This window comes from Corynebacterium efficiens YS-314 (genome assembly GCF_000011305.1).
In the GTDB taxonomy this organism is placed as follows: Bacteria; Actinomycetota; Actinomycetes; order Mycobacteriales; family Mycobacteriaceae; genus Corynebacterium; species Corynebacterium efficiens.
Map to the genome: position 1 here is coordinate 65,425 of NC_004369.1, position 25,922 is coordinate 91,346.

Annotated in this window: 22 protein-coding genes and 1 riboswitch; of the genes, 9 read left to right on the top strand and 13 right to left on the bottom strand. The window is 63.6% G+C overall.

Annotation, left to right across the window (positions count from 1 at the left end):
• Both CE_RS00575 and CE_RS00580 read left to right on the top strand, forming a co-directional pair.
• Positions 1-525, top strand: a complete 525-nt coding sequence (locus CE_RS00575) for a DUF1707 SHOCT-like domain-containing protein (protein WP_006768629.1) — start codon at positions 1-3, stop codon at positions 523-525.
• 202 nt (positions 526-727) lie between these two features.
• Entirely contained in the window at positions 728-2,005 is a 1,278-nt protein-coding gene (locus tag CE_RS00580) for a DUF2254 domain-containing protein (protein WP_006768628.1), read from the top strand.
• Between the two features lie 34 nt (positions 2,006-2,039).
• Here CE_RS00580 and CE_RS00585 read toward each other — a convergent pair whose 3' ends face one another.
• Both CE_RS00585 and CE_RS00590 read right to left on the bottom strand, forming a co-directional pair.
• A complete protein-coding gene (locus CE_RS00585) occupies positions 2,040-2,807 on the bottom strand; it encodes a hypothetical protein (RefSeq protein ID WP_006768627.1) in 768 nt (255 codons plus the stop codon).
• A 62-nt stretch (positions 2,808-2,869) separates the two neighbouring features.
• A complete protein-coding gene (locus CE_RS00590) occupies positions 2,870-3,982 on the bottom strand; it encodes an FUSC family protein (RefSeq protein ID WP_006768626.1) in 1,113 nt (370 codons plus the stop codon).
• 256 nt (positions 3,983-4,238) lie between these two features.
• Here CE_RS00590 and CE_RS00595 point away from each other — a divergent pair, with 256 nt between their 5' ends.
• Entirely contained in the window at positions 4,239-4,448 is a 210-nt protein-coding gene (locus CE_RS00595; RefSeq protein ID WP_006768625.1) for a hypothetical protein, read from the top strand.
• Between the two features lie 72 nt (positions 4,449-4,520).
• Positions 4,521-5,516: an ATP-grasp domain-containing protein gene (locus CE_RS00600; protein WP_006768624.1), complete on the top strand. Its 996-nt coding sequence runs from the start codon at positions 4,521-4,523 to the stop codon at positions 5,514-5,516.
• Positions 5,517-5,519: 3 nt separating this feature from the next.
• Here CE_RS00600 and CE_RS00605 read toward each other — a convergent pair whose 3' ends face one another.
• The 4 genes from CE_RS00605 to mgtE form a co-directional block, all read right to left on the bottom strand.
• The gene (locus CE_RS00605) at positions 5,520-8,120 is read right to left on the bottom strand and encodes a hypothetical protein (RefSeq protein ID WP_006768623.1); all 2,601 of its coding nucleotides are present in this window, start codon (positions 8,118-8,120) and stop codon (positions 5,520-5,522) included.
• Positions 8,117-9,415: an SWIM zinc finger family protein gene (locus tag CE_RS00610; RefSeq protein WP_049783598.1), complete on the bottom strand. Its 1,299-nt coding sequence runs from the start codon at positions 9,413-9,415 to the stop codon at positions 8,117-8,119. Before CE_RS00610 ends, CE_RS00605 begins: the two co-directional genes overlap by 4 nt.
• 269 nt (positions 9,416-9,684) lie before the next feature.
• A complete protein-coding gene (locus CE_RS00615; protein WP_011074797.1) occupies positions 9,685-11,817 on the bottom strand; it encodes a catalase in 2,133 nt (710 codons plus the stop codon).
• A 229-nt stretch (positions 11,818-12,046) separates the two neighbouring features.
• Positions 12,047-13,420 (bottom strand): magnesium transporter, encoded by a 1,374-nt coding sequence (gene mgtE / locus CE_RS00620; protein ID WP_049783599.1) that lies wholly within the window; start codon positions 13,418-13,420, stop codon positions 12,047-12,049.
• A 170-nt stretch (positions 13,421-13,590) separates the two neighbouring features.
• Here mgtE and CE_RS00625 point away from each other — a divergent pair, with 170 nt between their 5' ends.
• Positions 13,591-13,827 (top strand): heavy-metal-associated domain-containing protein, encoded by a 237-nt coding sequence (locus CE_RS00625; RefSeq protein WP_006768619.1) that lies wholly within the window; start codon positions 13,591-13,593, stop codon positions 13,825-13,827.
• Positions 13,828-13,998: 171 nt separating this feature from the next.
• On the top strand, positions 13,999-15,867 hold the full coding sequence (locus CE_RS00630; protein WP_006768618.1) for a heavy metal translocating P-type ATPase: 1,869 nt from the start codon (positions 13,999-14,001) through the stop codon (positions 15,865-15,867).
• Between the two features lie 70 nt (positions 15,868-15,937).
• On the opposite strand, the gene CE_RS00635 is transcribed toward CE_RS00630, so the two are convergent.
• Positions 15,938-17,056 (bottom strand): magnesium and cobalt transport protein CorA, encoded by a 1,119-nt coding sequence (locus CE_RS00635; protein WP_006768617.1) that lies wholly within the window; start codon positions 17,054-17,056, stop codon positions 15,938-15,940.
• Positions 17,057-17,114: 58 nt separating this feature from the next.
• Positions 17,115-18,578, bottom strand: a complete 1,464-nt coding sequence (locus CE_RS00640; protein WP_006768616.1) for an aldehyde dehydrogenase family protein — start codon at positions 18,576-18,578, stop codon at positions 17,115-17,117.
• A gap of 238 nt (positions 18,579-18,816) precedes the next feature.
• Between CE_RS00640 and CE_RS00645 the strand changes: the two genes are divergently transcribed.
• A complete protein-coding gene (locus CE_RS00645; protein WP_011074803.1) occupies positions 18,817-20,115 on the top strand; it encodes a chloride channel protein in 1,299 nt (432 codons plus the stop codon).
• A 52-nt stretch (positions 20,116-20,167) separates the two neighbouring features.
• On the opposite strand, the gene pnuC is transcribed toward CE_RS00645, so the two are convergent.
• Entirely contained in the window at positions 20,168-20,866 is a 699-nt protein-coding gene (pnuC, locus tag CE_RS00650; protein WP_035109192.1) for a nicotinamide riboside transporter PnuC, read from the bottom strand.
• Positions 20,867-20,966: 100 nt separating this feature from the next.
• Positions 20,967-21,133, bottom strand: a riboswitch (FMN riboswitch).
• A 182-nt stretch (positions 21,134-21,315) separates the two neighbouring features.
• Between pnuC and CE_RS00655 the strand changes: the two genes are divergently transcribed.
• The gene (locus tag CE_RS00655) at positions 21,316-22,752 is read left to right on the top strand and encodes a PhoH family protein (protein WP_407921233.1); all 1,437 of its coding nucleotides are present in this window, start codon (positions 21,316-21,318) and stop codon (positions 22,750-22,752) included.
• 9 nt (positions 22,753-22,761) lie between these two features.
• The gene (locus CE_RS00660; protein WP_006768611.1) at positions 22,762-23,460 is read left to right on the top strand and encodes a CPBP family intramembrane glutamic endopeptidase; all 699 of its coding nucleotides are present in this window, start codon (positions 22,762-22,764) and stop codon (positions 23,458-23,460) included.
• Here the strand turns inward: CE_RS00660 and CE_RS15715 are convergent.
• From CE_RS15715 to CE_RS00680, 4 genes are all read right to left on the bottom strand, one after another.
• Positions 23,454-23,816 carry an NAD(P)-dependent oxidoreductase gene (locus tag CE_RS15715; protein WP_011074805.1) on the bottom strand — a complete coding sequence of 121 codons (363 nt, stop codon included), beginning with the start codon at positions 23,814-23,816 and terminating at the stop codon, positions 23,454-23,456. The two genes, CE_RS00660 and CE_RS15715, sit on opposite strands and share 7 nt — an antisense overlap.
• Positions 23,817-23,880: 64 nt before the next feature.
• A complete protein-coding gene (locus CE_RS15720) occupies positions 23,881-24,057 on the bottom strand; it encodes an NAD(P)-dependent oxidoreductase (protein WP_006768609.1) in 177 nt (58 codons plus the stop codon).
• An 84-nt stretch (positions 24,058-24,141) separates the two neighbouring features.
• On the bottom strand, positions 24,142-24,369 hold the full coding sequence (locus tag CE_RS15555; RefSeq protein ID WP_006768608.1) for a hypothetical protein: 228 nt from the start codon (positions 24,367-24,369) through the stop codon (positions 24,142-24,144).
• Between the two features lie 69 nt (positions 24,370-24,438).
• Positions 24,439-25,803, bottom strand: a complete 1,365-nt coding sequence (locus CE_RS00680; RefSeq protein ID WP_006768607.1) for an HNH endonuclease signature motif containing protein — start codon at positions 25,801-25,803, stop codon at positions 24,439-24,441.
• Positions 25,804-25,922: the final 119 nt, after the last annotated feature.

Sequence of the window (25,922 nt, forward strand, 5' to 3'; positions counted from 1 at the left end):
ATGGAACAGACACCTGATAAACGCGCGGGCGACGCCGAACGCTCCCACGCACTGGACCGGTTGGGGCAGTACTTCGCCGACGGATATCTGGACATCACCGAATTCGATGAACGCACCGGCAAGGCGGCGGTGGCGCGCACCCAGGGCGAACTTGAAGCCCTCTTTGCCGACCTGCCCGAGCAGCAGGACCCCCAGGTCTTCACCGCACCGGTGCCGCGTTCGGAGGTATCGGCCCAGCGGGAACTCGATGAGGTGCTCAGCCGGGGCAAGAAACTCCAACGCATCGACGGTGCCATCTGGGCCATCGTGCTCATCCTGTTCTTCCTGGGCACCTTCGTGTTCAGCGTGGGATTCGCCTGGGTGCTGTTCCCCCTGGGTGCCTTCGCCTCCTGGGGTGCCAGATCTGCCCTCGATGTCGGTGATGAGGATGAGGAGCTCATCGAGGAACTGCGCAGCAAGGAACGTGAGGAACGCGCCGAGCGCCTGAGGCGGGCCGCGGAGCGGCGCCGCGAGCTGGGGCAGTAACCCGCAGTAACCGGCCACTAACAATCCCACTGCAGACCGCACACCCCGCTCCCCGGGTGCGGGAGGTGGGGTGGGTGGGGCGTCGACAAGCATGGGCGGGTGGCTTCCCCGCATCGGTACCGTGGGGGATCAGATGCCTGATGATCTTCAGAGGCAGGGGGCAGTGATGGCCAGGAAGCAGAACATGTCATAGCGGCTGCGATTGGCGGCGGTGCAGTACCGGTACAAGGAGAGCCTGTTCGCCTATCCCACCCTGTTGATGCTGGCAGGCGTGGTGCTGGCGGTGATCACCACGATGGCTGATGATGAGCTCGGGCATGACACGGATCTGCCGTTCACACTGTCGATGAGCAGTAACGCCGCGATGTGGCTGCTGTCCACGGTGGCGGGTGCGATGATCACCACGGTCGGTGTGGTCTTCTCCCTGACGGTGGTCAGTCTGCAGCTCGCCAGTGACCAGTTCTCGCCACGGGTGATGCGCACCTTCATCCGGGACCGGGTGAGTCAGCAGGTGATCGGACTGCTGGTGGCCACGTTCGTCTACTGCGTGCTGGTGTTGCCGAATGTCAGTGGGGAGGCCACCGACCCGGCCCCGCAGATCTCGGTGACCGTGGCGATGATCCTCACCGTGATCACCGTGGTGGGGATTCTCGCGCACCTGGATCACCTCGCCCATGGTCTGCAGGTGGGGAACGTGGCCAATGAGATCGTGGAGGAGGGTCTGCGGGTGGCCGGGGAGCGTGAGGGCGTGCCCGAGGGTTTGCACACCGCGGACCTGCAGGATTTCCGTGAGGTGCCCCGTGATGCCCAGGCCATCCCGGCCCACCGCAGCGGGTGGGTGGCGCAGGTGGACCTCGACCACCTGTTCAGATCCACCCCGCCCGGCACCACGGTGCGGATGGAAACCCGCATCGGTGCCTTCATCCATGCCGGTGAACCACTGTTGCTGGTGTGGCCGGCGCCGGGGGAGGGGGCACCGGATCTGGGGCAGGCGGTGGAGATCTCCCATTCCCGCGCGATGCTGCAGGACACTGATTTCGCCATCCGTCAGCTGGTGGATATCGGTCTGCGTGCCCTGGACAGCGAGGATCCCACCACCACCATTGAGGTCACCCTGCGGCTGGGTACCCTGTTGCGCACCGTGCTCACCACGCCCCTGGCACCCGAGGCCCTGCGAGACGATGAGGGTCGCGCGGTGATCCAGCCCTGGAATCTCACCCATGCGGAGTACATCGACCACGCCTTCGACCAGCTGCGCCTGGCCTCCCGCGCGCAACCCGAGGTGTTCGCCACCCTGCTGCGGGTGCTGCGCATGCTCATCGATCACGTTGCCCGGGACCACCCCGGGTTGGTTCCCGTCCTCGACCGCCAGCGTCGCCTCATCCAGGAATCCCTGCCCACCGACATCCACCCCGAGGACCTCGCCCGCCTGCGCTCGCTCGCCTCCGACAAGGCGGACCCGGCGGACCACAGCCGTTAAAAGCGTGCTTGTCGACGCCTCCCTGCCGGACCCCTCACACCGTGTGCGGGAAGATCCGCCGGCCGAGCCGCAGATCCGCCCAGTCCAGCGGCTCATCCGAGATACTGACGATCAGTTTCGACTTGTCATCCAGCTCACCGGCGGCCTCATACTCCTCGGCGCTCTGGGTGTCATCGACAAAGATGAAGAAGGGATAGTCCAGGCAGTCATCGTTCATCTCCCGTAGCTCACGCTCCGCCCTGACCGGATCCACGGTGGGGTCGGGCGGCAGGTAGCGGGCCACATCGATCGGGATGCGGCGCTTGATCTCCGGGATCAGTTCCACGGAACCTGCGATGTCGAACTCCTCCGCCAGTTGCAGCGCACTCTGGGCGGTGGCCACCGCCTGCGACATCGACGCGTTGCGACGCACCGTGATGCTCAGGCTCTCCACCAGCTGCTCCAACAACAACACCCGCCGGGTGAGATCAACCCGGGCGCGGTCCTCCCCGAGGGCATCGATCATGGCGTGCGCGAAGGCGAGTTCCACGTAGTACTGCACAGCCCCCACCGGGCGCCCCGCGTGCAGCAGCAGGTCCGGGTCCTCCTCGTAGTAGTGGTGGAGCTGGCAGAAGGTGGTGATGGATTCCCGCAACGCCTCCACGAACGCCATGTGCTGCAGATCGAAGGCGGCATCACCATGGGGAAAGACATCGATGTCGACCGAGACGGTGGCATCGGGCAGATCGTAGGTCACGGTGACCTGCGGGTCGAACCCCTCCGGATCATCGGAGGGGTGGTCGGCATAATCATCGGGGTGCATGGGCGTGATCCTGTCGGGAGATCAATAGGTGATCCGTTCATCATGCCTCATGATCACCGGTGTTATTGCAGGATCTCCTCGCGCCGGGCGACGCGGACCTCGTCGACAAGCGAGACGATATAACGCAGCGTGGTGATCAGCGAACCGTACACCGGCCACAGTTTGCGGGGTAGGTCCTCATCATCGGACATCTGGTGGGCGAGATCATCGAGGCGGTCCTGCAGCTGTGCGGAATTGGTGTTGATGCCCGGATCGGAGATCGCCCTGCCGGTGTCGCGGGCGATGGTCGACCACTGTTCGCGGAAGCGGGTGTCCCAGGCCCCCTCCTCATAGGTGGCGGCGTGCAGGATGTGGGTGATGGTGCGCAGATGGGCCAGACCATCCCGGGCATCCTGCACCAGCTCCTCCCAATCGGGGCTCTCCACCGGGACGGGCACATGCCGGCGTTTACGCAGGATCCGGTGGCGGGGGTTCGCACGTCTGCTCTCCCGGGCGAACTTCACCGTGGACCAGGCGGAATCCAACTCCGCATCCACCGACTCAATCTCCCGGATCCACCCCTCCACGCATTCGGTGTCCCACGACGAGGAGATCTCCTCGCCCATATTCTCCAGCACCTCGCCCATGCGCCGGGCCACATTATCCAGGTAATTCGCCGCCTGTCTATCCCGCAGGGGTGGCATCACCAGCATGTTCACCAGCACACCGATGAGCACACCCACAATGATCTCCAGCATGCGTTCATCGAAATTGCGTGACTCGTCGGTGAACCCATCACTGAGCAGGAAGATCGCGGTGGTGGCCACCGTGATGCCCTCCTCCCGGATCCACCTGATCCGCGCGATGAGCATGCCGATGAGGATGGCCAGCGCATACGTCCATAGAGTCACCCCCAGGAACTGGCCCACCAGGAAGGTCACCACGATGCCCAGCACCGACGCGATCGTCGACTGCACACCCCGCGACAGGGTCCGGTAGGCGGTGGCCTGGATGGTCAGCAGCGCAGTCCACGGCGCCAGGAAGGGCAGGGAGGTCTGGAGGAGATTCACCGACACCCACCACGCCAGGGTGGTGGCGAAGACGATCTTGACCGTCTGCACCATCGAGATCCGGAATTCCGGTCGCCTCCACCGTTCCGTAAACGGGGTGGTGAGGCGGTTCACGGCTGTGTTCATGACCGCCACTCTAGGGAGTCGACGTGGGGGTTGTCAGGGGAAGGGCTGTCGGGTGCCTGTGGGAGGGTACCCAGACGACCTGCCCAGTCGGGGGTCGGGATAAATCATGCACCTGTCCTGGCTGGGGTTGAGGAAATATCAGCATCTCAACTCCCATGATTGCCACCGAAATCAATTCTGTAACCACCGTCATATACATAAAAATGTATGCTTATTTTTACTCATCGCCCAGACGAGTTCACAACCAGATAGTGGCTTGATCAATGCCCACGACACACCCCGTGGTTCTACCAGAGGTGTCGGCATCAGGTGGCTGGGCCAGTTCACCTACGTGGATGTCCCACCGGAGGGTGTGCCCATGGCGCCGCCGACCCACCCCGATGCCCGCTTCTACGGCACCACCGAGATTCCCAACATTGTTGAGCAGACCGCTGGCAAGATCCAGGAGAAGATGAACCGGGAATAACAAAAACCCGGACGAGACGGTGGCGGCGCGGATAGGTTCGCTGCCATACCCCGACAAGGAAGGCTGAACCCGATGCTGAGCCGGCTTGACGACGACCTTCACTCCGACCGCCCCCTGGTGGTCTTCCTCGGCGACAACATTGATGAGGAAGACCACGATGTGTTGTTCCCCGCGATGCATGAACGCGGGGTGGCGGTGGTGCGCGTGCACCCGGATGACCTGGTCGTGGAAATGACCGACACCGGCATCGGGTTCTTCGTGGCGGGTCAACGCCTTGAACCCGACCTGGTGATCGGATGGGTGCTCGACGAGCTGCTCATCCCCGGCATGGCGCACCTGGATGTGTTCCGTCGCGCCGGGATCCCCGTGATCAATGATGCGGTCACCCTCTTCCGCGCGCAGAACAAGTACCTGGACAGCTCCATGCTGAGCCTGGCCGGTGCACTGGGGTATCCGGTGCTCACCGGCCACGACCCGGAGGCACTGGAGAAGTGGGTGCGGGATCTCGACGGCCCGGCGGTGATCAAACCGCTTGTCGGTTTCGGCGGACGGGGCCTGCGCAAAATCGAGGGTGAAAACGACCTGCAGGACCTCCTGACGGAGCTGCGTCGCGACGGTGGCTCCTACTACGCCGTGCCGTGGATCGATAACCCCGGCCGTGACATCCGCGTCTACACCATCAACCACCAGCCGGTGTTCGCCATGTACCGCTACGCCCCGCCGGGTAAATGGATCACCAATATCCGCGCCGGCGGTGGGTTGGCCATGTGTCCGCTCACCGACGAGATCGCTGCGGTGGCGCGCCGGGCTTCCCAGGCTGCCGGCACCCTCATCGGTGGTATCGACATCGGGGAGAACACCGCCACCGGCGAACTCGTGGTCTATGAGGTCAATTCCTGCCCCACCTGTGAGCCTTCGGCGCTTGAAGCCCTGGCGGATTTCCTCGCCCTGGCCGCCCGCGACCTCGACCACGCCCTGGTCACCTGGGAGCCGTCAAAGGTCTATACCGACCTGGACACCGATCCCGACCTCTTCCATAAGAGCAAACGGGGGCTGTTGCGCGCATAACGCTTATCGACGCCCCGCCGCCACCCGGTCATCGTGGGGCAACCTGTCCCGAATCTCCCGGGCCAGAACAATCGCCCGGGTCTTTCCGGACCGCGCCGCCAGCTCTCGGACACCGGGGAGGTCAAGGTGGGAAAGCTCTGCCCGACCCTCATCTACCGCTGCCATGACGTGAGGCAGCAGTTCAGCGATGACCTGCAGTAGATCAGGAGTGCCTATGAGCGGTTTGTCCTGCTGGGCGGAGGCATCCACCAGATCATTGAGGATCGGCCAGACCAGAGTCAGCATTCCCATATCCGCCAGATCACGGAAGGTTTTTGCCAACGATCCTAACCGCTGTGGGGGAGCATCACTCCATCCCAGATGGGCAATATTTGGCACTCCTGGGATCAACAGCCCGCGGTACCATGCTTCACTGGCGGCAGTCCATCCCACCTCGGATTCCCGGGTGTGCAGGTTGCTCAGTGCCGCGAGGAAATTGATGGCTGCTGCCGGGGTGAACGGGGAAGATGAACGGGCAAGTTGACGCAGGAGAAGCCCCGTCCCCAGGGAGGAGCGATAGGTGTAATCAAGTCCGAGGAAAGCTTGTTCAGCTGTGGAGGGAAGAAAATCGAAGCAACTTCCGCTGGTGAGGAAATCGACTATTCGATGGGTGATTTTTTGTGGCCCACCGCCCTCGTCCGCGGTCACCTCCACTTCAGGGAAAACCCACTCGGTATCGACGGATGGTTCTTGGAACACTAGGGAAGACATGGCCGCACCCACGGTCACCTTTTCTTCCTCCCCCCGGGTGTGCAGTAATAGAGGAGAGGATTGCAATACCGAAATCACGGGATTGCGGTCCCCCCGGAGGCGCAACAGGGCGAGGGAAAGATCGATAGGACCGACAGGCGCCTGGGCTTGTGCGTACTCAGCCAGCCGGTCAAGGATGGTCTCGACACCGATGGTGAGGTCTTCACGGTCCGGGGTGGACAATAATATAGGCACAGACCCCAGGAGCTCTAAGATCTCCGCTTCGCGCTTGCTGCGGTCCGAACTCTTCAAGTACAACGCGAGTTCTCCGGTGACCCACTCCCTAATTCCCTCCAGAGACTTACTGGCTCGAGGAACGCCCACCAGTGATATTTTGGTCGCCTCAAGATCGGAGTATGCACACCGGACGAGAGCGTCTGTGAACTGCTCCGATTCCACGTCACGGAACCAAGACCAGACACGGTTGCCTGCGGCGATCGCCGGGCCAAACCTTTCGAGCTCATGTGCAGCAAGTTCGACCAATGGAGTATCAGATGGTGTCAAGTCAGGTATCTGCCATAATACCGGAGCCTTCTGCCATAAAGAGGCATCACCTGTGGCTTCTGTCCCAGGTTCTTCTATATTGAGGTTCCAGACGGCCGCAAGCTTATCCACGGCTTTGGAGAACTGCGGATGCTCATCCATTGCCAAGGCATCCTCCAACAGGAACTGACACTGTTCGAGAATATCCGGTGACGGTACTGCGTCGCGTCTGGCGGCAGCATTGAGCACCTTGATACGTGTTGCCCGGCCGGCGAGGGTGAGGCAGGCAGTGATCACCTCAGTCAGGATGTCCTCGGATCCTTTCTGTGCCAGCACCGTGCCGAAGCGGAGCAGAGAGGTGGAATCCTTGCGGAACAACAGTGGCACCAGTTCATGGCTGTGGGCAACAATCTCCTCATCGCTGATCTCTAGGGAATCCAGGAGAAATTCCGCCCAGGCCTTGACCGGTTCAGGCTTCCTTGCTTCCCGGTAACCATTAAGTCCGTCACGCAGGAGGACTCCGCGGTCTTCTGCAGACAGGTGTTGATCCTTGGTTATCAATTCGATGTGGGAGTAGAAGGGTGGTCTGTCCTCATAACTGAACAAAGTGGCGCGGAACCAGTCGAGACGACGGTCGAAAATCACTTCACGTGGTTGTCGTATTTTTGGATCACCCCAGTGGTTTCGATGTCCAAGAAAGAAATTCATGTGCAGTTCCCACCGGAAGTGGGTGGAGGAATTAACTAAAACCACAGGAATCTGCAGGGGGTCCTCCTGGGAAATGATGGGGCGTTGCTGGCGGTGGATCAGGCTGATCCACAGTTCTTCCGCGTGCTGCGGATCCCACTGCTTCTCCACTGTTTTTTGATATGAGGGGGATGTTGCCAGCAGGAGGTCGACAATCAGTTCTAAAGCTATCTCTTGCAGTGTTGGATTGAGTTTCTCAATGGCCCGGACTGATTCGTTGAGCCACCGCCCGGTGACTTCAGCGGGTGCATTCCCCCGCAGCAGATAAAGCGCGACACGCAGATGGTCCACCTGCTCCCAACAGGGGTGGTGGAAGCGTTCCGACCCGCGGATTCCGTGCGGTTCCCGCACGACATCGAGGATCACGGAGTCAAAGAAGTGCTCCTCGGCAACCACCGTCTCGATGAACCGCTGCTGCTCCTCATCAGGCCCCAGGGATGCGGTGCGTAATTCCGCGAGCGGGGCAGCGTTCCACCCAATGCGGTCGAGAAATTCCATCACCTCGGCGAAATCGGGACTTGCTTGGGGCAGCTTCTCCGGTTCCTGCGCGACTACCACGGTGTCAGCAGTGTACTTCACGGTCATACTCCTTCTCTGGTCTCAGTCGACAGGGCTGCAGCCAGCAGATGTTTGCATGGTCCCCGGGAACCGCGGGTGCGCAGATACCAGGTGCACGAGCAGGTGCCCTTGTCCGGAATGACCTGATAACTGCGGGCACCGCTGCGTACATCGGCGGTGAGTCGGTCCTCGCTCCAGTGGACGGCGCGGGCGTCGACAAGCCGTCGGGCCCCGACCAGACGTGGGTTATCGCGTGCCACCTGCTCCGGATCGTGGGGTAACTCCCGGTGATAGTAAGCCTGCTCGGCGATGTCCCAACCCACCTTCCCGCTGGCAGCGAGGGAGGCAAGGGCCTGGTCAACCCGGACCCGCTCCAATCCTGTGTCCAGTGCCAGGAGATCAGGGGAGATACGGGAAGAGAAACCCAACTGCGTGGCCAGCAGATCTGCATCATCAATCACATCTTCAGAGGCCATTGCAGACAACAGGGACCCCTCTCCGGAGAAACCACGGGAGGGTTCTTCCGACAGTGCGAGAGTGATAGCCGCCCCAGGCAACCGGCATTCCATCACCACACCGGCGCCGGATCCGGCATCCTGGTAGATCTGCACACCGGTGAGCAGAGATAACAGGCGTCGCAGCGGCTGGAGGCGGACAGGCCCAGGGATGCGCACAGCACCAGGAACCGGACGGGCAGATACGTTCACACCTCTGGTGGAGGCCTGGACCCACACCGTGTCTACCTTTGCCTGGGGCAGGGCCATCAATAGACGACGCGCTCCACGTCCATCCAGGTCGAGCACTCCCGAGAAGCCGCGGTGGATCTCCGCGACATTGCCGAAGGCCCGTACCCACCGGGTAGGCATGACAACCTTGCGTTCCGACTCCGTGCGCTCCAGGGTTGAGACATTCACATGCTGGGAACCGACATCGAGATGAAGCAGTTCATTGTGGTGGATCCCGGAGAGCATCTGTTGGAGATGATCCCCAAGGTCGACATTGGTGGTGCCATAACCGATCTCCCCACCATCAAGGCCGTCAGCGCCCAGATCCAAGCGTGCGCTGACACTGTTGCAGGCAGAAAAGACCTCTGCACGCAGGCGATCACCGTGGGCGGTGAATACCGGATCGCGCATTGCGGCGGCTGCTGCCATCTGCGGCGGGACGAAATAACGGGTTCGGGTGACCTCTGCCAGAACCAGGAGACACTGAGCGTAGACCTTCGGCTGAGTAAGAAAGCCATGGAAGAAACTGGGGGAGGAATCCACCCCCTCCGGGGTCAGCGCCGGGGCCAGGGCGAGTGCCAGGCCTGTTTCATCCAAGGTTGAACTGGTACTGAAGGATGGACCCTCTGGTGCAAGTGTTCTGCGGGTCATCTGACTTATCTCCCAGTTGTTTTAAAAGATGGTGGTGGCGTTCTAAACGAAAAATATCTTAGTGGTCAAAATAGGTGACCGCAGAGAGACCACCGGGAGATCAATTTTTTAGCTGCCATATGGGTGCGGCAGACCAGAGCAGAGAAACAACCCCGCTGACCAGATAACCGGATCTGATCAGCGGGGTTGAATTGGTTATTTCCCTTATGGAGGGATCAGGCCGGGTTGGCGGCCCAGGTGCGGTGGCCCTTGAGCATCGGGGTCAGCACATCGAGCGCGTCGGCGGCAGCGTTGACGGTGACCACGCCGGGTGCATCACCCATGCGATCGGGTACCTGCGCGGTGGCATCGCCGACGAGGGCGACGGCCTTGCCGTGGCGGATCATCTCGGACAGCAGGATGCTCACCTCGGGCTGCTCGGGGGTCTCCACGACCACGGCGGCATCGAATTCGATGGAACGCACGGTGACGTAGGTGCGGGAGACCGCCACGCCGGTGGCTTCCTCGGGTTCGCCGATGGTGCCACCGGAGGTGGAGGTCACCAGGGGTACCATGCCGGCGTCCTCGATGGCCTTGGACAGGGAGGCGACGTCGGCGACCTGATCCTCGGGCAGATCATCGGTGACCAGGATGCCGATCTGGCGGCCGTCGATGGGCCAGGTCTTGCCCACCTGGGACAGCGCCGGGCTCGGGGTGGGCTCGGGCAGGTCCTTCTTCTCCGGGGCGGGCACACCCAGGCCCTTGGCCACGGTGCTGGCCAGGTCGTGATCGACGTTGGACAGAACGTGCACTGCGCGTTCCTTGATGGCCTTCTCGTAGCATTTGCCCAGTTCGAAAGTGTAGGCGTCGGCCACGTGCTTCTGTTCGATGGGCGAGAGGCTCACGTAGAACAGGCGGGCCTGGGAGTAGTGGTCATCGAAGCTGGCGGGGGCACTGCGGGTGATCTCGCCTTCGACGGGGACGGGGACGTCGATAAGCGCCCCGTTGCTCGGCTCGGCGGGGAAGGGGTTGCCGCCGTCGAGCGAGTTCGGCTGGTAGGGGGCAACGCCGATGTGCTGGCCCTGCTGGTGCATGCCCTCACGGAACATGTCATTGACCGGTGCATGCGGACGGTTGATCGGCAGCTGCGCGAAGTTCGGCCCACCCAAACGGCTGATCTGGGTGTCCAGGTAGGAGAACAGGCGACCCTGCAGCAGGGGATCGGCGGTGACATCGATACCCGGGGGCAGGTGGCCGGGGTGGAAGGCGACCTGCTCGGTCTCCTCATGGAAGTTGGAGACATTCTTGTTCAGGGTCATGGTGCCCACGATCTGCACCGGGGCGAGTTCCTCGGGGACGATCTTGGTGGGATCCAGCAGGTCAATGCCCTCAAACATCTGCTCCTTATTATCGGGGAAGACCTGCAGGCCCAGATCCCACTCGGGGAAGGCACCACTTTCAATCGCATCCGCCAGATCACGGCGGTGGAAATCGGGGTCCACACCACCGGTGATCTGGGCTTCCTCCCACACCTGGGAATGCACACCGAGTTTCGGCTTCCAGTGGAATTTCACCAGGCTGGTCTCGCCCTTGTCGTTGATCATGCGGAAGGTGTTGACACCGAAGCCCTCCATCATGCGGTAGGACCGCGGGATGCCGCGGTCCGACATGTTCCAGATGGTGTGGTGGGTGGCCTCGGTGTGCAGGGTGACAAAATCCCAGAAGGTGTCATGCGCGCTCTGGGCCTGCGGGATGTCGCGGTCCGGGTGGGGCTTGGCGGCGTGGATGACATCGGGGAACTTGATGCCGTCCTGGATGAAGAACACCGGGATGTTGTTACCCACCAGGTCCCAGGTGCCCTCATCGGTGTAGAACTTCACGGCGAAACCACGGGTGTCACGCACGGTGTCGGCGGAACCGCGGTTGCCCAGCACCGTGGAGAACCGGGTGAACACCGGGGTTTCCTTACCCTCGGCGAACACACCGGCGCGGCAGATGGAGGAGGCGGCACCATTGGCCTTGAACACACCGTGGGCCGCGGCACCGCGGGCGTGGACCACACGCTCCGGGATGCGCTCGTGGTCGAAGTGGGTGATCTTCTCGCGGAAGTGGTGATCCTGCATGAGCAGGGGACCACGCTCACCGGCTTTCAGCGAATGGTCGGTGTCACGTAGACGCCCGCCCTGCGCGGTGGTGAGGTATTCACCCTGCTGCGCATTGACATCGGGGCTGATATGCATCGGGCAGCCGGTGGGGGAATAGGGCTCCGCCGTGGCCTGATCGGGCTTGCGGGGCAGTGGCGGGACCGGGGTGGTCGGCTCGTTGACCTCCGGGGTTCCGGAGGAGGGGATTCCTGGGTTCGCTGACATTTTTCAGCCTCCTGTGGCAGGTCGTTAGCTTCGTTGGTGTGTTTCTGCTGAACTCTCCTCATACGCACAGGTGCCCACCATGGCGGGTGTCACCTGGCGCACAGTGTGACCCATGGTACATAAATCCGCATTTACATTAACGGGATGAAAATGGGCCGGGGCGGGGAGGCGTCGACAAGCAGGGCGACAAGCCCGGTGACCAGCAGAGCGACCAGCCCGGCGGTGCGGCCTAGATCCCCAGCACGGACTTGGCGATGAGGAAATAGATCACCAGACCGGCGGCATCCACGAAGGTGGTGATGAACGGGTTGGAGAACACCGCCGGATCCGCACCGATCGTCTTCGCGATGATCGGCATGATCCCACCCACCGTCGCCGCCAGCGTGCACACCACAAACAGCGTCAGACCCAGCACGATACCTATGGAGGCCCCATAGAAGATGCCGAGCAACACCCCGAACAGCGCACCCAGCAGCGTGCCCAGGATCAGGCCCACCCGCGTCTCCCGCCACGTCACCGCCAGGGCATCACGTTTACGCACATCGCCCAACGCCAGGGAACGGGTGACGGTGGTCGCGGCCTGGTTGCCGGTGTTGCCACCGGTGCCGGTGATCAGCGGGATGAACAGACTGAGCACCACCGCCGCAGCGAGGGCATCCTCGAAGGCATCGAGCACACTCACCGTGAGCAGCGCGGACACCGCCAGCACCCCCAGCCACACGATGCGCGAGCGCACCAGCCGCCACACCGGGGTGGTCAGATACGGCTGCTGCAGCGGTTCCGAACCACCCGAGCGGGCGGTGTCCTCATTGTCCGCGCTCTCCAGAATGTCCATCGCATCATAAATAGAGACCATGCCCACCAAGCGCGTGGAATCATCCACCACCGGCAGCGCCAGCAGATCCAACGACCTGAACCAGCGGGCGGTCTCCTCATCCGGGTCACCGGTGTGCGCGTAGACAGGCGTGTCCATAAGCGTATCGACGCCCTCCTCACCCCCCGCCATCAACAACCGCCGCAGACTCGTCACCCCGACCAGCTTGCGGTCCGCGGTGACCACGGGAACGGTGTAGATCGACTCCACGCGGTCGTTTTGTTCCTTCAGAGCCTCCAACGCCTGCGCGGCCGTGGAATCCACCCGGACCATCGGCACCTCCGGCGACATGTGTCGGCCTATGGAGCCCTTGGGATACCCCAGGATCACACTGGTCAGATCATGCTGGGACTCCTCCAGGCTGCGCATGAGACGTTCCGCGATCTCCGCCGGCAGCTCATCGAGCAGGGACACACGGTCGTCGGGGTCGAGGGCGTCGAAGAAGGAGACGAGGGAATCGTCGCCAAGCGCATCCACCAGATCCGCCTGATGCGCGGCATCCAGCGCCTCGAAGGCCTCGATGGAGCGCCGACGCGGCAACAGGCGCAGGATCAGGGCCGCGCGTACCGACGGCATCCTCTCCAACACGTGGATGAGATCCTTCAACCCGATGGAGCCCAACAACTCCGAGATCTTCCGGGCACCACCCGGGGCTACTTCACTGTCCTCCCGCAGAATCTGCTCGAGCCTGGCGATGTCCTCATCCGTGCGCTGTGCGTGATCCGACATTCCCACTCCTTTCAACCCGCCCACGATCTTAACCCGCCCACCCTCCATAAGCGGATGGGAACAACGGGTTCGCCGATCCTTGATCCACGTCAAGGAACTCCCAGCCCAACCTCCATAACGTGAGGGTTGTAAGAAACAGGAAGAAACCGAAAAGAAAGGACCTGGTTATCATGACCGCCCCCACCGCCCTGAAGAACACCACCCTCCGCTCCGACGAGTTCACCTGCCCGAGCTGTGTGGCCAAGATCGAGAACAAACTCAACTCCCTTGACGGCGTTGAATCCGCCGAGGTGAAATTCTCCTCCGGCCGCATCCTGGTCAGCCACGACCCCCGGAAGGCCACCGTCCGCGATCTGGTCAAGGCGGTTGCCGATGTCGGCTACACGGCGAAACCCTCAGCCATCTAACCGCCCACCACATCACAGCCCGCCCGCACCCCACGGTGCCGGCGGGTTCTCTTTCGCTTATGGAGGGAATGGATGTGGAGGTCATTGACGCAGGTCAAGGAACTCCCTCCATAAGCGCCATAGATTGAGAAATAACACCACATGAGAAGTTGAGAAGAAAGGAAAGAAACAATGAAAACCTGGAAGACCTGGGGCGTTGTTGCAGTCTCGGGATTACTGATTGTCCTGTCGTGGATCACGGGCTGGGACTGGCTCATGATCGCGGCGGCCGCGATCGCGGGATGGCCCATCGCCGTCAGTGCGGTGCAGGCGCTGCGGATCCGGATGGTCTCCATTGACCTGTTGGTGGTCGTCGCGGCGGTTGGTGCGCTGTTCATCAACAACTACTGGGAGTCGGCGGCCGTGACCTTCCTCTTCGCCCTCGGTAAGGCGCTGGAGCGGGCCACGATGAACCGTACCCGCAAGGCACTGTCCGATCTGGTGGATTCCGCACCGGAGACCGCCACCAGGCTCAATGAGGACGGCACGACTGAGGTGGTGGAGCTGTGGGAGCTGATCCCGGGTGATACCGTCCTGGTGAAAAACGGTGAACAGATTCCCGTCGACGGTCGCGTGATCTCCGGTCACGGTGGCGTGGACGAGGCCACCATTACCGGTGAGTCCGTGCCCGCGGAGAAGGCCGAGGGATCTGAGGTCTTCGCCGGAACCTGGCTGCGCGCCGGACTGCTGCGCGTGGAGGCCATCGGCATCGGTGCGGATTCCACCCTGGCCAAGATCATCCACCGCGTCGAGGACGCGCAGGATGACAAGGCGAAAACCCAGACCTTCCTGGAGAAGTTCTCCAAGTGGTATACCCCCGGTGTGATGGTGGCGGCCCTGGCTGTCGGCCTGATCACCCGCAACACGGAACTTGCCCTGACGCTGCTGGTCATCGCGTGCCCCGGTGCGCTGGTCATCTCCATCCCGGTGTCGATCGTCGCTGGTATCGGTCGCGCCGCCAAGGATGGTGTGCTCATCAAGGGTGGCGAGTACCTGGAGAACGCCGCCCGTGTGGATGCCGTGGTCGTGGACAAGACCGGCACGCTGACCAATGGTCGCCCCGAGCTGACCGACGTCGAGGTGCTCGACCCGGCCTACACCGAGAACGAGATCCTGCTGCTGGCGGCCCGCGCCGAGACCGCCTCTGAGCACCCGCTGGCCGAGGCGATCATCCGCGGTGCGGAGAACCGTGGCCTGGAGGTCGAGATGGTGGAGAAGGCTGAACCCGTCACCGGCCGTGGTATCCGGGCGCTTGTCGACGGCCACACCGTCACCGTCGGGTCCGCCGAGCTGCTGGACCACACCCCGGACGCCACCCGCATCCTGGAACTGAACAACCTGGGCCGGACCGCCATGTATGTCGGTGTCGACGGCCGCGCCGCCGGCATCGTCGCTGTCGCGGACACCATCCGCGCCGATGCACCGGCCGCCATCCAGGCCCTGCACGACAAGGGCGTGAAGGTCATCATGGCCACCGGTGATGCCCGCCTGGTCGCCGAGAACGTCGCCGCCGAACTGGGTGTCGACGAGGTCCGCGCCGAACTCATGCCGGAGGACAAGCTGGTCATCGTCAAGGAACTGCAGGCGCAGGGACACACCGTGGCCATGGTCGGCGACGGCGTCAACGACACCCCCGCCCTGGCCCAGGCCGACATCGGTGTCGCCATGGGAGCCGCCGGTTCCCCGGCTGCCATCGAAACCGCCGACATCGCCCTCATGGCCGACCGCCTGCCCCGCCTGCCCTACGCCCTGGGACTGGCCAAGCGCACCGTCAACACCATGCGCGTCAACATCGGTATCGCCCTGGCCACCGTCGCGATCCTCCTGGCCGGTGTCCTGTTCGGTGGCGTGACCATGTCGATCGGCATGCTCGTCCACGAGGCCTCCGTCCTGCTGGTCATCGCCATCGCGATGCTCCTGCTGCGACCCACCCTCACCGACACCGCAGTCGCTGCCACAACGGCGCCCTCAGCACCCACCCGGGAGCTGAGCCTTCCATAAGCGGAAATAAACCGCACGCCCCGGCACCCGCCGCTTCCATAGGCGGGGGCCGGGGCGTCGTAAAGCAGTTTTATATCCACTTGCTGCGCTTGAACACCCAGTAGAGGAACACCGCCAGCGCCACCATGGCCAACAGTGCCACCGGGTACCCGAACGCCCAGTGCAGCTCCGGCATGACGTCGAAGTTCATGCCGTATATGGAACCGATGAGGGTCGGGGCGAACAGGATCGCGGCCCAGCCGGAGATCTTCTTCATGTCCTCGTTCTGGCGCTCGGCGACGAGCGTGGCATTGACACTGAGGATCTGGGACAGCGACTCGCGGTACTCCGCCACCCGGCTGTTGTCGCGGGTGAGGTGGTCGGCCACATCCTCCAGGTAGGCGCGCAGCTCCTCCGGCACACCGTGCCGGATGAAATCATTCTGCAGGCGCTGCACCACCTCACCCACCGAGGAGGTGGTGTGCTGCATGTCGATGATCTCCTGGCTCAGGCGGTAGATACGCTGCGCGACGGCGACATCACCGCTGAACACCTGCCGTTCGATCTGCTCCTGGTCGATGGCGATGCCGCGCAGCACCGGGGCGTACCCGTCGACGATGAGGTCGATCATCCGGTACGCCACCGCGCGGGGACCGAGTTTGAGCAGGTCGCCGTCGGCAAGCAGGGTGGCGACCCGCCGGTCGAAACGGCGGTCCCCGGATTCGTCGACACCGAGGGCGGGGGAACCGTCGATCCACTGCTTGTCCTGGCACAGAATCACGATGGCGTTGGGGCGCATCACGATGTGGAACTCCGCGAACTCGACCTCCTCCGCCTCATCGAGGTAGCGGGCCGACCGCACCGCCATGAACACCACGTCCCCATAACGGTCCAGTTTGGGGCGCTGCTGACCCAGGATGAGATCCTCCACGATCACCGGGTGCAGCTCCCACGCCTGCGCCAACTCCCGGATCTGGGCGCGGTCGGGGGCGGGGTAGATCGACATCACCATGCGGTTGGAGGCGGCATCGGCGAACGCCAGACCATCGGCCACGGTCGCGCCGATGGGGGGCTCGTCGGCCACCCCGTCGGTTACCCACCGGTTCAGCGGCGCGCTCGGGGCGTCCGGCGCGGTGGTCACCGGTGCGTATCGACGGCGGAGGATATCCCTACGCCGCGACGACCCGTTCACATCAGTCTTCTTCTGCATTTCACCCTCACTCCACACGACACCCACCCCACCAGTATCGCCTATGGAAGGGGAGGTGTTAGATCGGGTACGCGTCGGTACCGGTGGTCACACTCACCCAGTGGTCGGTGGTGAACTCGTCGATGGCCCACTCGCCGTTGAAACGACCCAGGCCGGAGTTCTTCTCACCACCGAACATGACATGGGCCTCATCGTTGACGGTGATGTCATTGATGTGGGTCATACCGGCCTCCACGCGACGGGCGAAGTTGATGCCACGCTGCAGATCCTCGGTGAACACCGCCGACGACAGACCGAACTCGGTGTCATTGGCCAGCTCCAGGGCGTGCTCCTCGTTGTCCGCCTTGACCACACCCACGACCGGTCCGAAGATCTCCTCGCGGAACAGCTCCATATCCGGGGTGACATCCGCGAACACATGCGGTGCGATGACCCGACCCTCGATCGGACCGGACACCACCGCACGCGCACCCTGCTCACGCGCCAGATCGATCTTGCCGGACACGGACTCCACCTGGGAATCGTTGACGATCGGGCCGACCATCGTCGCGTCGTCCAACTGGTCTCCATAAGCGACCTTGCTGACGCGCGCGGCGAAGCCCTCGAGGAACTGGTCATAGACCGGCGCCTCGACGATGATGCGGTTGACCGCCATGCAGATCTGACCCTGGTGCAGGAAACTGCCCATGGACGCAGCGGCAACGGCCTTGTTGATATCCGCATCGGACAGCACCACCATCGGCGCGTTGCCACCGAGCTCGAGGGCGACCTTCTTGATGTACTTGCCACCCGTGGCGGTCGCACCGACCTGCTTGCCCACCGGGGTGGAACCGGTGAAGGAGATCAGACGCGGGATGCGGTGCTCGACGAAGTAGTCACCGATCTCCGAACCGGCACCCACCACCACGTTGAACAGACCCGTCGGCAGGCCCGCCGCCTCGAAGATGTGGGCCAGCAGGGTGCCGCCGACGATCGGGGTGTCGGATGCCGGCTTGAGCACCACACCGTTACCGCAGGCCAGGGCTGGGGCCACCGAACGCATAGACAGCGCGAACGGGAAGTTCCACGGGCTGATCACACCCACCACACCGAGCGGCTCACGGAAGACATAGTTGGACTTGCCCGGGGTGTTCGACGGCAGGATCTGACCGGTGATACGCGCCGGGAAGGTCGCCGCCTCCCGCAGCGAGGCCATCGCCAGACCGGCCTCGATATTCGCCTTCAGGGCGGTGGACCCCGACTCGCGGCGGATCAGCTCCACGATGGCATCGCGGTTGTCCTCGATGACCTGGGCGGCCTTGTTGAGGATGCGCGCCTTCTTCACCGGCGGCACCGCCGCCCACTCCTTCTGCACCTCCGCAGCAGTGGCGTACGCCTTATCCACATCCTCCTGCGAGGCATTCCGGATCGTGGCGACCTCCTCACCATTGAACGGATTCAGCGTGGTGGTCGACCGCTCCGAGGTCCCATCCACCCAGCCGTTGATGAAGATCTGATTACTCACAAAATTCTCAGTGCTCATTGCCTCTGCCAGTCCTCCCGCGCCCCATAGGCGCACGTGTTGTCTCTATAGCTTCCCAACAGGGTAACGATTTTCCACCCCGACCGTGTCTCGGGTTACACCTAGGGGGGTTGGTCAGGAGGGATCACTCCCGGTGGTGCCCGGCAACCCCCGGCGACCCCCGGCGCGGAGGTGGGGGACGGGGGGAGGGGGTCGGGCGTCGATAAGCTGGGTGCAGCTTCCATAAGAGAGGAACCCCATGCCCCACCGTCTGCCCATGACCCGGATCCCGCTCAACCGGCTCGCGGTGGTCGCCACCATCATCGGCGTGCTCACCGGCCTGTTCGTCGCCGCGCTGAACTGGGCGGCCATCGGGGTCGAGCGGCTCGTCTATGGAGCCGACCACCTCAACAACGCCAACCCGACCGCCGATGTCACCCCGGCGCGCCTCGCCGTGACGCTCGTGGTGCTCGGATTCGTCATGTCGTGGGCGTGGTTCATCGTGCACCGCTGGGGGCGCACACCCGTGTCCGTGGTCGGTGCCCTGCGCGGGGAGAAAATGCCCCTGCCCGAAACCGCCGCATCGGCTTTCCTGCAGGTCATCACCGTCGCGGCCGGTGCACCCGTCGGTGCCGAGAACGCCCCACGACTGGCCGGCAGCCTCGTCGGCGAACGCTTCTCCCACTGGCTGCGCCTCGACCTCGACGCCACCCGCATCCTCGTCGCCTCCGCCGCCGGCGCAGCCCTCGGCGCCAGCTTCCACCTCCCGCTGGCCGGCGTGCTGTTCGCCCTCGAAGTCCTGCTGGTTGAAACCTCCACCCGCACCGTCGTCATCTCCGTGGTCACCACCACCGCCGCCGTCGCCACCACCGGCCTCTTCGTCCCCATCCCGGCCGTCTTCACCACCGTCCCCCTCAACGAAGACCCCCGCATGCTGCTCCTCGCCGTCATCGTCGGTGCCATCGCCGGCCTCGGCGGCCACTTCTTCAGCCGCGCCGCCACCCACGCCGCCGCCCGCGCCCCCCGCGGACCCGCCATCCTCTGGCAAATGCCCCTCGGCTTCCTCCTCATCGCCGCCATCGTCTACGCCCACCCCACCGCCCTCGCCAACCCGCGGTCCATCTCCGACCACCTGCTTAACGACGACCTCCTCACCCCCACCCTGTTGAGCCTCCTGGGCCTCCTCGCCCTCCGCGTCCTCCTCTTCCTCATCGCCTTCCGCGTCGGCACCATCGGCGGAAACCTCATGCCCTCCTTCGCCCTCGGCACCATCACCGGAGCCCTCGTCGGCACCCTCCTCCACCCCCTCCTCAACCTCCCCATCCCCGCCGCCGCCCTCCTCGGCGCCGCCGCCTTCCTCTCCACCGCCATGGCAGCACCCCTCTTCGGCCTCATCGCCGCCGTCGAATTCACCGACATGGAACCCCAGGGCTACCTCCCCATCTTCCTCACCGTCGCCTCCGCCATCCTCGCCGTACGACTCTTCACCGTCCTCACCGACCAAACCGTCCGCGCCCTGCCCATCACCTACGCCAACTGGACCGGCGAATTGAAATAACCCTCCATAAGCGAAATTCGCCTATGGAGCTGAGTGGGTTTTTAGGCAGGGGCTATCCGACCAGGGCTGGTTCCCCTGGCTGCTCCTGCTTCCTCGCCTGCTTCTGCACCCGCAGCCACACCACAAACCCCCATGACACAAACACCCCATAGACGAGATACAGGAACGCCGACGGGTAATACCCCGCCACCAACAACAACGGCACACCGACAATATCCACACCGATCCAGATCAACCAGAACTCCGTCCACCCCCGCGCCATCCCATAGGTGGCCAACACCGACCCCACGAAGATCCACGCATCCGCCCACGGCCCCCACGACCCCAGGGACTGGAAGATCCACGCGCACACCACCGTGCCCACCACAGCCGCGGCCGCCAGGCCCGCCCGCTCACGATTCGACGCCCACCGCGGCACCACAGCCTCACCGGCGTCGACGCTGCCGTGCCCACCATGTCGACGCCCCACCGACCACCGGTACCACCCATAACAACTGACAAGGATGAACATCACCTGCCGCCCTGCCTGCCCATAGAGATCCAGGTTCTGGGGCGTATTGAACAACCCACCCATAAACACGGTGAACAACAGCGCATTCCCCACGATGCCCACCGGCCACGCCCACACCAGACGCTTCATGCCACCCCACGCACACGCAAGGCCAAAAAGATTACCGACGATCTCACGCCACAGGATCGGGACACCGCCGATCCACAGGGTGGCGTCGAGAAGCTCAGTTACAGGATTCATGATCAGACCCCTCCACAGGACAGAAAACATGTAATCCTCGGGGCCTTCAATCCGGGTACGCCAACAACCGCGCCCATAAGGCACACGGAGTCGCCGACACCACGGTTCTCTTCCATCCGGACTATGACCGTCGGCTCCGGAATCACACCGGATCTGCTGACCCACCCTCCATAAGCGGAATACGGTGGCGCTCGCGGGCTTGAGCCTCCCCATCTGGAGGACACTCTCACCGCCGGTGGGGAATTACACCCCGCCCTGAGAACACCCTCAGCATAACCCGCCCCAGTGACCCCCGACACGAAATCCATTCATCCCCACCACAACCCTTGTGCATTCGCCACCCTCGGATGATGAACTCGCGATGACCACCCGATGAAAGTTCCCTGACCCCGCGGCCCCCCTCCGCTTATGGAACTACCGTGGCCCATAAGCCACTGAAGGAGGACTTTGTGACCACTACCCATCCTGATTTCCTTGGAAACGCGCAGTTCCCGCCCATAAGCGGAGGACACGACAGGGAAACGGAAGGGGGTGACAGACAGGTCTTTCCTCCGATCCAGGCGGCACCGGAAACCGGGATTGATTCCTCTATGGAGACGATCACGTATGTGCTGGACACCTCGGTGCTGCTGTCCGACCCGCTGTCACTGACCAGGTTCGCGGAGCACAATGTGGTGCTGCCGATCGTGGTGATCACCGAGCTGGAGGCCAAACGTCAGCACCCGGAACTGGGGTTCTTCGCCCGTCAGGCGCTGCGGATGCTTGACGAGCTCCGCGAGATCCATGGTGACCTCTCCCAACCCCTGCCCATAGGTGAGGAGGGTGGTCATATCCATGTGGAGCTCAACCACCAGAGCATCGAGACTCTGCCCGCCGGTTTCCGGATTGCCGGGAATGACACCCGCATCCTCGCCGTTGCGAAGAATCTGCAGCTGGAGGGGCAGAAGGTGATCCTCGTGTCGAAGGACCTGCCGATGCGGATCAAGGCGTCGGCAAGCGGGGTGCCCGCCCAGGAGTACCGCGCCGCCCTCGCGCGCGACCGCGGGTACACCGGCATGACCACCGCGCACATCACCGACGAGCAGATGCAGGAACTGTACGACACCCACGAACTCTCCATAGGCGAACTGGAGCACCTGCCCGTCAACCACGGTTTCACCCTCAAGGCGCCTATGGGGGGATCGGCGCTGGGGCGGATGACCTTCGACAAAACCATCGAACTGGTGCCCGGCGACCAACAGATCTTCGGGGTCTCCGGCCGCAGCGCGGAACAGCGTATCGCCATTGACCTGTTGTTGGATGATTCCGTCGGCATCGTCTCCATAGGCGGCGCGGCCGGCACCGGAAAGAGTGCGCTCGCCCTGTGCGCCGGCCTCGAGGCTGTTATGGAACGTCGCCTCCATAGAAAAATCGTGGTGTTCCGCCCCATGTACGCGGTCGGTGGCCAGGAGCTGGGTTACCTGCCCGGTGATCAGGATGAGAAGATGGGGCCGTGGGCGCAGGCGGTGTTCGACACGCTCGGCTCGATGGTCAGTCAGAACATCGTCGACGAGGCCCTCTCCCGCGGCCTCCTCGAGGTCCTCCCGCTGACCCACATCCGCGGCCGTTCGCTTCACGACGCCTTCGTCATCGTCGACGAAGCCCAGTCCCTGGAGCGCAACGTCCTGCTGACCATGCTGTCCCGCATCGGCCAGAACTCCCGTGTCGTGCTCACCCACGACGTCGCGCAGCGCGACAACCTGCGCGTCGGGCGTTACGACGGCATCGTCTCCGTCATTGAAGCCCTCAAGGGCCACGGACTCTTCGCCCACATCACCCTGCAACGCTCCGAGCGGTCCAAGATCGCCGAACTCGTCACCCAGGTTCTGGACACCCCCTCGTTGTAGACTTCCCCCATGCACCTCCATAGGCGGAAAGTCCGCGACACCGTTGTGGTCGTCACCATGCTTATGGGTGTCAATGTGGCGGCCCATTTCAGTAATCTGAATCCCTGGGTGGTCATACCGGCAGGTGCGGTTGCCCTGGTGGCACTGGCACCTGGCATGGGACTGACCTGGGGTGATCTGGGTGTTCGCCGGTCCTCCATAGGCAGAGGTCTGGCCTATGGGGGTACAGCTGCCGCACTGGTGATTGCGGTGGTAGCCGCTGGGGTTGCCTTACCGTTCGCCAGGGAATTCTTCCTCAACGATGCCTATACATCCATGCGGACCGCCCTGTTTGCCGCCGTGATCATCATTCCGCTCACAACAGTTCTGCCGGAGGAGCTCCTCTTCCGGGGTGTGTTGCACGGCAGCCTGGAACGATTCGGGGTGAAAACAGCCTTCATCGGCGGTTCCGTGCTGTTCGGTCTCTGGCATGTGGCCACGTCCCTGAATCTGACGGCAGGTAACGCTGGTCTGTCCGCGCTGCTGGGAACCGGGTCGTTCGGCAGATGGATGGGTGTGGCACTGGCGGTGGCGGCGACCTCCGTGGCCGGGGCGGGTTTCATCTGGCTGCGACACCGCCCCGATTCCGTCCTGGCACCGGTATCGCTGCACTGGGCACTCAACGCGGTCGGGGCGATCGCGGCGGCCACCGCATTCCAGTTTCAGTAGCCCTTCTCCACATCCACCTCGGTGAGCATGCGTTCACCATTGATGAAGCGCCGGTAATTTTCCGCGATCACCGGTGCCAACAGCTCGTCCATAGATGCCAGGGTGTTGGCGGTATGCGGGGTGATGAGGACATTCTCCCTGCCCCATAGGGGATGACCGTCAGGAAGTGGTTCAGGATCGGTGACATCCAGGCCCGCACCGCCTATGGAGGATGCATCCAGGGCGCGGACGAGGGCATCGGTATCGACGACCTCACCACGGGCCACATTGATCAGACACGCCCTGTTGTTCATCGCCTGGAACTCAGGATCGCTAAAGAGGTGGTGGGTATCCGCGGTGAGGGGGACGGCGATCACGACGTGGTCAGCTGTGCGCAGAGCAGTGTGTAATTCGCTTATGGAGAGAGGGGCGTCGAAAAGCTCAGTGGGGCGCCCCGGTGCGCGTCACGGCCAGCGAGGTCGCACCGAAGGGACGCAGCATCGTCGCTAGTTCGCGGGCGATGCCGCCACCGCCGATGATGGCGACCGTCGTGCCGTCGAGCCAGCGGGTGGTGGCGTCGACACGCGGACGGGGTGACCAGCTGTCGGCGCGCACCATCGTGGGATGCCTATGGAGGAGGGCCAGCAGCAGCGCGATGGCGGCCTCGGCGACCTGCCGTCCATAGACACCGGAGGCGTTCGATCAGCGGCGGTCCGGGGTGATGTGACCGGCGGTGAAGTAGGCGTTGATGCCTGCGCTCGGCAGCTGCACCCACCGGATCCCGGGTGGGAGTTTCGGAAAAACGGTACCCGGTGTCTGGGTGAACACAAATCCCTCCGCCTCGCTTATGGAGGAAACGATGGTGGCACCGGCGTCGCGGAGTGCGGCGACGGTGTGGGGGTAATCGCCGAAGCCGACGAAGATGCGCATGGTGAATCCTTCCCTTATGGAGGCTGGGTGGAACCCACCATAGGGGAAGGTGCATCCGGGCACCGGGGATCACTGGCGTCTGATTTTGGCACCTGCGGAGCGGTTCTGGGCGGCGGTTTCGTTGAGTTCGATCACCGGGTCCGGGTTGTAGAAGTTCTTCGGGGGGCGGTAGCCGTAGCGGCCGGTGTCGGGGTCGAGTTCGGAGCGACCGCGTTTGGGGCTGTCTATGGGGGAGTCGTTGTTGGGTGCGTGGTGGGTGCGGCAGTACTGGTGCATGTTCTCCACGTCGGTGCGTCCGCCGCGGGCCCAGGGGGTGACGTGGTGGATGTCGCAGTTGACGGCGGATTGGTCGCACCGGTGGTGCACGCAGACACCCTCGGCTGCCATAAGCGCGATGCGTTGTTCTATGGAGGCGGTGCGTTGGGTGCGGCCGAGGTGGAGTGGGCGGCCGCTGTCGGGGTCGTGGATGATGAGGAAGTCGTATTTCGCGGCGCCGAGGGTGAGGATGTCCATAGGCGTGAGTTCGCAGTGGGTGTTGGTGGGGAAGCGGCTGGCGGGGGTCATGTCCTCGATGTCCTTTATGGACATGCTGATCGCGAGCGTGCCGACACCACCGTTGCGTTCCGTCTGCACCTCACCGTGGCGCATGAGGATCTGGTGGAACGCGTCGACACGCCGTTGTTGCAGGCCGCGGCTGTCGTCCTCGGGTTCGACGGGACTGGCGTAACCGGCATTGCGGGCGGGTGCGAGGGCGGCCTCGAGCAGCGCGGAGGTCGCGGCGGGGAGGTAACCACGGATGAAGCAGCCGCCGTCGACATCGGGCCTGCCGATCACCAGATGTCGCTTCCGCGCCGCCCCGTGCGGATCCCTGTCCAGCGCGGAACCGTTGTGCGCGGCGACCTCGGCGCGCAGCCAGGTGCGCAGGTCCTCAACGGAGCGTGTCGACGCCTCCCTCACCGCCCGCCCCCTCATCTCCATAAGCGAATCCTGCTTATGGAGCTTTTTCAGTTCCCGTTCGATGAGGGTCTGTTTGTCGGCGCTTATGGAGTTGTCGAAGAGATACTGGCGTCCATAGGCGCGCTGGGTGTCGGCTGCTGGGTCACTACCGTCGTCGAGTTCGCCGAATTCACGGGTGCCGCGGCGCAGGCGGTTGAGGGCTTCGGCGGTGGAGATGTCGAGGTGCTGGGCGAGGAAGGTGGTGGGTCTGGTGGTGCCGACCAGGTCGCCCGCGCGGCTGAGGTGCACGAGGTGGGCGAGAGCGGCGTCGAAAAGCGATTTGCGGTTGACGGCCTTCTCGAGCGTGATGGCGGCGTCGAGATGTTGCTGAGTGAGGGGCTCGCCGGAGCCGGGGCGGATGGCGGTTTCCGTGAGGAGCACGGCCAGTTCGCTTATGGAGCGGGTGATGGTGGCCGTCAGTTCTTCTATGGAGGACATGGCGCTTATGGAAGCAGGCGGTCGGTGGGGAGGGAAACGCGGGCGTCGTGAACCTGTGGATAACTCCGGCCATCCACAGGGGTGTGGGGGCCGCAGTGGAGGGGCGGGAACCGGGGAGG